Raw genomic sequence first — 5171 nt, forward strand, 5'->3', positions numbered from 1 at the left:
TCTAAAAAACCCGCTTTGGGGTACTTGACGTTGAGGGGTGGTGTGGGATAGGGTAGTGAAGCGCTGACAAGGCCACCAGCCCCAGCGCCCCAGAACCTTGACAAGTTCATACAGTCAACCATCCCGGGAACAGTAGGCTTCCAGCAGCAAAGCAAGTGGAGGAGCCCTGTTCCAGCAGGCAGCCCTGTCAAGCTTTCCCATCAAACTCTAAGTGCCACGAAGAGTTTGATCCTGGCTCAGGATGAACGCTGGCGGTATGCCTAACACATGCAAGTCGAACGGACACCTTCGGGTGTCAGTGGCGCACGGGTGAGTAACGCGTAGGAATCTACCCCTAGGAGGGGGATAACAGCTGGAAACGGCTGCTAATACCCCATACAGGCGCAAGCTGAAAGGAGCAATCCGCCTAGGGATGAGCCTGCGTCGGATTAGCTAGTTGGTGGGGTAATGGCCTACCAAGGCGACGATCCGTAGCGGGTCTGAGAGGATGGCCCGCCACACTGGGACTGAGACACGGCCCAGACTCCTACGGGAGGCAGCAGTGGGGAATTTTCCGCAATGGGCGAAAGCCTGACGGAGCAATACCGCGTGAGGGAAGAAGGCCTTCGGGTTGTAAACCTCTTTTCTGGGGGACGAACTCTGACGGTACCCCAGGAATAAGCCTCGGCTAACTCTGTGCCAGCAGCCGCGGTAAGACAGAGGAGGCGAGCGTTATCCGGAGTCATTGGGCGTAAAGGGTACGTAGGCGGCTAGTCAAGTCTGAGGTTAAAGACCACAGCTTAACTGTGGGGAGGCCTTGGAAACTGACTGGCTAGAGTGGGGCAGGGGTTGCGGGAATTCCCGGTGTAGCGGTGAAATGCGTAGATATCGGGAAGAACACCTGAGGCGAAAGCGCGCAACTGGGCCCTAACTGACGCTGAGGTACGAAAGCTAGGGGAGCGAATGGGATTAGATACCCCAGTAGTCCTAGCCGTAAACGATGGACACTAGACGTTGGCCGTATCGACCCGGTCAGTGTCGTAGCTAACGCGTTAAGTGTCCCGCCTGGGGAGTACGCACGCAAGTGTGAAACTCAAAGGAATTGACGGGGGCCCGCACAAGCGGTGGAGCATGTGGTTTAATTCGATGCAAACCGAAGAACCTTACCAGGGCTTGACATGCCGCGAACCCTGCGGAAACGTGGGGGTGCCTTCGGGAACGCGGACACAGGTGGTGCATGGCTGTCGTCAGCTCGTGTCGTGAGATGTTGGGTTAAGTCCCGCAACGAGCGCAACCCTCGTCCTTAGTTGCCAGCATTAAGTTGGGCACTCTAGGGAGACTGCCGGTGACAAACCGGAGGAAGGTGGGGACGACGTCAAGTCCGTATGCCCCTTATGCCCTGGGCTACACACGTGCTACAATGGCGCGGACAAAGGGCAGCGAACGCGCGAGCGGGAGCCAATCCCAAAAACCGCGTCTCAGTTCAGATCGCAGGCTGCAACTCGCCTGCGTGAAGGCGGAATCGCTAGTAATCGCAGATCAGCATGCTGCGGTGAATACGTTCCCGGGCCTTGTACACACCGCCCGTCACACCATGGGAGCTGGCCATGCCCGAAGTCGGAGTACCCGCCGAAGGCAGGGCCGGTGACTGGGGTGAAGTCGTAACAAGGTAGCCGTACCGGAAGGTGCGGCTGGATCACCTCCTTTTAGGGAGACCCACCTTGGGAGTCCTCCTGCGGACGACCAGAGGTCATCCCAGGTCGGTCGGGGCTGCGGGGATGGTTGACTGCGGTTCTGGGGTGGTGGAGAGAGGAGATGGGCTATTAGCTCAGGTGGTTAGAGCGCACCCCTGATAAGGGTGAGGTCCCTGGTTCGAGTCCAGGATGGCCCACTGCCTGCTGAGGGCAGGCAGCAGCTGCCACGGCAGGGGTCAGGTCTGGGCTGGGGGTATAGCTCAGTTGGTAGAGCGCTGCCTTTGCACGGCAGAAGTCAGCGGTTCGAGTCCGCTTACCTCCACCAATTCCCAACGCCGGGGGAGCAGACGGGCTGGGAGCTTAGAGTTAGGAGCTAGGCTTACAGCCGGTCTGAGCCGGCAAGCACCTTGAAAACTGCATAGCAAGAGAGCCAAGCAGGTAGACCACCAATGGATGCGGTCAAGTAAGCTAAGGGCGCACGGTGGATACCTAGGCACACAGAGGCGAAGAAGGGCGTGCCTACCGACGAAACGCTGCGGGGAGCTGGAAGGAAGCGGTGATCCGCAGGTTCCCGAATGGGGCAACCCGGCAAGGCGTAAGCCTTGTCACCCTTAGCTGAATCCATAGGCTAAGGGGGCGAACGCGGCGAACTGAAACATCTTAGTAGCCGCAGGAAAAGAAAACAACCGTGATTTCCTTAGTAGCGGCGAGCGAACGGGAAAGAGCCTAAACCGCTTAGCTACGGCTAGGCGGGGTTGTGGGACGGCCAGCAAGGTAGCTGGAAGGCTAGGCGAAGCAGCTGGAATGCTGCACCAGAGAAGGTGAAAGTCCTGTAGCCGAAAGCTGGAAGGCGCCGGCCGGATCCCGAGTAACACGGGGCAGGGGAAATCCCGTGTGAATCCGCGAGAACCATCTCGCAAGGCTAAATACTCCTGTGTGACCGATAGTGAACCAGTACCGTGAGGGAAAGGTGAAAAGAACCCCGGGAGGGGAGTGAAAGAGAGCATGAAACCGTGTGCCTACAAGCAGTGGGAGCCCGATTGAACGGGTGACCGCGTGCCTGTTGAAGAATGAGCCAGCGAGTTACAGTGTGCGGCAGGTTAAGGCGGGAATGCCGGAGCCAGAGGGAAACCGAGTCTGAAGAGGGCGTTGAGTCGCACGCTGTAGACCCGAACCTGGGTGATCTAACCATGGCCAGGCTGAAGCTTGGGTAAAGCCAAGTGGAGGGCCGAACCGGTTGATGTTGCAAAATCATCGGATGAGCTGTGGTTAGGGGTGAAATGCCAATCGAACCCAGAGCTAGCTGGTTCTCCCCGAAATGCGTTGAGGCGCAGCGTCGACGGGTACCTGGTGGGGTAGAGCTACTGAATCGGTGCGGGCAGCGAAAGCTGTACCAAGCCGAACCAAACTCCGAATACGCCAGGGGTAGTCGGCAGTGAGACGGTGGGGGATAAGCTCCATCGTCGAGAGGGGAACAGCCCAGACCACCAACTAAGGCCCCCAAGTCATCGCTCAGTGATTAAGGAGGTGGGGGTGCGAAGACAACCAGGAGGTTGGCTTAGAAGCAGCCACCCTTTAAACAGTGCGTAACAGCTGACTGGTCGAGCGCCCCTGCGCCGAAAATGAACGGGACTAAGCGATGCGCCGAAGTTGTGGATTTGATGGTAGGGGAGCGTTCCGCACTAGGGTGAAGCGGTAGCGTAAGCAGCCGTGGACGAAGCGGAAGTGAGAATGCTGGCTTGAGTAGCGCAAACATTGGTGAGAATCCAATGCCCCGGAAACCCAAGGGTTCCCCCGGAAGGTTCGTCCGCGGGGGGTTAGTCGGGACCTAAGGCGAGGCCGAAAGGCGTAGTCGATGGAGACAGGGTTGATATTCCCTGACTGGCAACTGGAGCCGAGGAGGGACGCACGAGAGCTAGCCACACCCTGATTGGATTGGGAGGGGTCTACGGACCCCGCGTGGTGAAGGGTAGTGCCAAGAAAAGCTCGTAGGCGATGAAGGTTGTCACCCGTACCCGAAACCGACACAGGTGGGTAGGTAGAGTATACCCAGGGGCGCGAGATAACCCTCTCTAAGGAACTCGGCAAAATGACCCCGTAACTTCGGGAGAAGGGGTGCCAGCGCGAGCTGGCCGCAGTGAAAGGGCCCAGGCAACTGTTTACCAAAAACACAGGTCTCTGCTAAGTCGTAAGACGACGTATAGGGGCTGACGCCTGCCCAGTGCCGGAAGGTTAAGGAAGCTGGTTAGCGCAAGCGAAGCTGGCGACCGAAGCCCCGGTGAACGGCGGCCGTAACTATAACGGTCCTAAGGTAGCGAAATTCCTTGTCGGGTAAGTTCCGACCCGCACGAAAGGCGTAATGACCTGGGCGCTGTCTCGGAGAGGGACTCGGCGAAATAGACTTGTCTGTGAAGATGCGGACTACCTGCACCTGGACAGAAAGACCCTATGAAGCTTTACTGTAGCCTGGAATTGGGTTCGGGCTTTGCCTGCGCAGGATAGGTGGGAGACTGGGAAGTACCCCTTGCGGGGGGTATGGAGTCGCCGGTGAGATACCACTCTGGCAAGGCTAGAATTCTAACTTTCTGCCCGGAAGCGGGGGAAAGGACAGTTTCAGGTGGGCAGTTTGACTGGGGCGGTCGCCTCCTAAAGGGTAACGGAGGCGCGCAAAGGTTCCCTCAGGCTGGTTGGAAATCAGCCGTTGAGTGCAAAGGCATAAGGGAGCTTGACTGCAAGACCTACAAGTCGAGCAGGGACGAAAGTCGGCCTTAGTGATCCGACGGCGCTGAGTGGAAGGGCCGTCGCTCAACGGATAAAAGTTACTCTAGGGATAACAGGCTGATCTCCCCCAAGAGTTCACATCGACGGGGAGGTTTGGCACCTCGATGTCGGCTCATCGCAACCTGGGGCGGCAGTACGTCCCAAGGGTTGGGCTGTTCGCCCATTAAAGCGGTACGTGAGCTGGGTTCAGAACGTCGTGAGACAGTTCGGTCCATATCCGGTGCAGGCGCAAGAGGATTGCGAGGAGCTCTCCCTAGTACGAGAGGACCGGGAGGGACGCACCGCTGGTGTACCAGTTATCGTGCCAACGGTAGACGCTGGGTAGCCATGTGCGGAGAGGATAACCGCTGAAAGCATCTAAGTGGGAAGCCCACCTCAAGATGAGTCCTCTGTGAAGGTCCCGGGAAGACGACCCGGTAGATAGGCTCTAGGTGGAAGTGCAGTAATGCATGCAGCCGAGGAGTCCTAATAGACCGTCTGCTTGACCTGAGGTTCTCCTGTGGCCTCTTGCTGTGCAGCTTTCAGGGTGGGGAGGGTTGGTGCCCATAGCGATGTGGAACCACGCCGACTCCATCCCGAACTCGGACGTGAAACGCATCAGCGGCGAACCTACTGGAGGGGTGACCCTCTGGAAAAATAGCTCGGTGCCAGCCCACCTACCCTCAGCCCCCACTAGGGGGATTCTTTTTCCCCAACCAACTCACCGCGGCGCTTGCA

The 5171-nt window shown here is 58.2% G+C and carries 2 tRNA genes and 3 rRNA genes; all 5 read left to right on the plus strand.

From position 1 onward, the window contains the following. Positions 1–213: 213 nt before the first annotated feature. The 5 genes from NW827_RS06870 to rrf all read left to right on the plus strand — a co-directional run bounded on the left by NW827_RS06870 (position 214) and on the right by rrf (position 5107). Positions 214–1686: ribosomal RNA gene (locus tag NW827_RS06870) — 16S ribosomal RNA — on the plus strand. A 110-nt stretch (positions 1687–1796) separates the two neighbouring features. Continuing rightward, positions 1797–1870, plus strand: a tRNA-Ile gene (locus tag NW827_RS06875). Positions 1871–1922: 52 nt separating this feature from the next. Continuing rightward, positions 1923–1998 (plus strand) — tRNA-Ala (locus NW827_RS06880). 132 nt (positions 1999–2130) lie between these two features. Further along, positions 2131–4943: ribosomal RNA gene (locus NW827_RS06885) — 23S ribosomal RNA — on the plus strand. Positions 4944–4989: 46 nt separating this feature from the next. Beyond that, positions 4990–5107 (plus strand): 5S ribosomal RNA (gene rrf, locus NW827_RS06890). Together the 16S, 23S and 5S rRNA genes with 2 tRNA genes alongside form the textbook arrangement of a ribosomal RNA operon. Positions 5108–5171: the final 64 nt, after the last annotated feature.

Origin of the sequence: Synechococcus sp. H70.1 (assembly GCF_047502705.1) — a bacterium.
Lineage (GTDB): Bacteria > Cyanobacteriota > Cyanobacteriia > Thermostichales > Thermostichaceae > Thermostichus.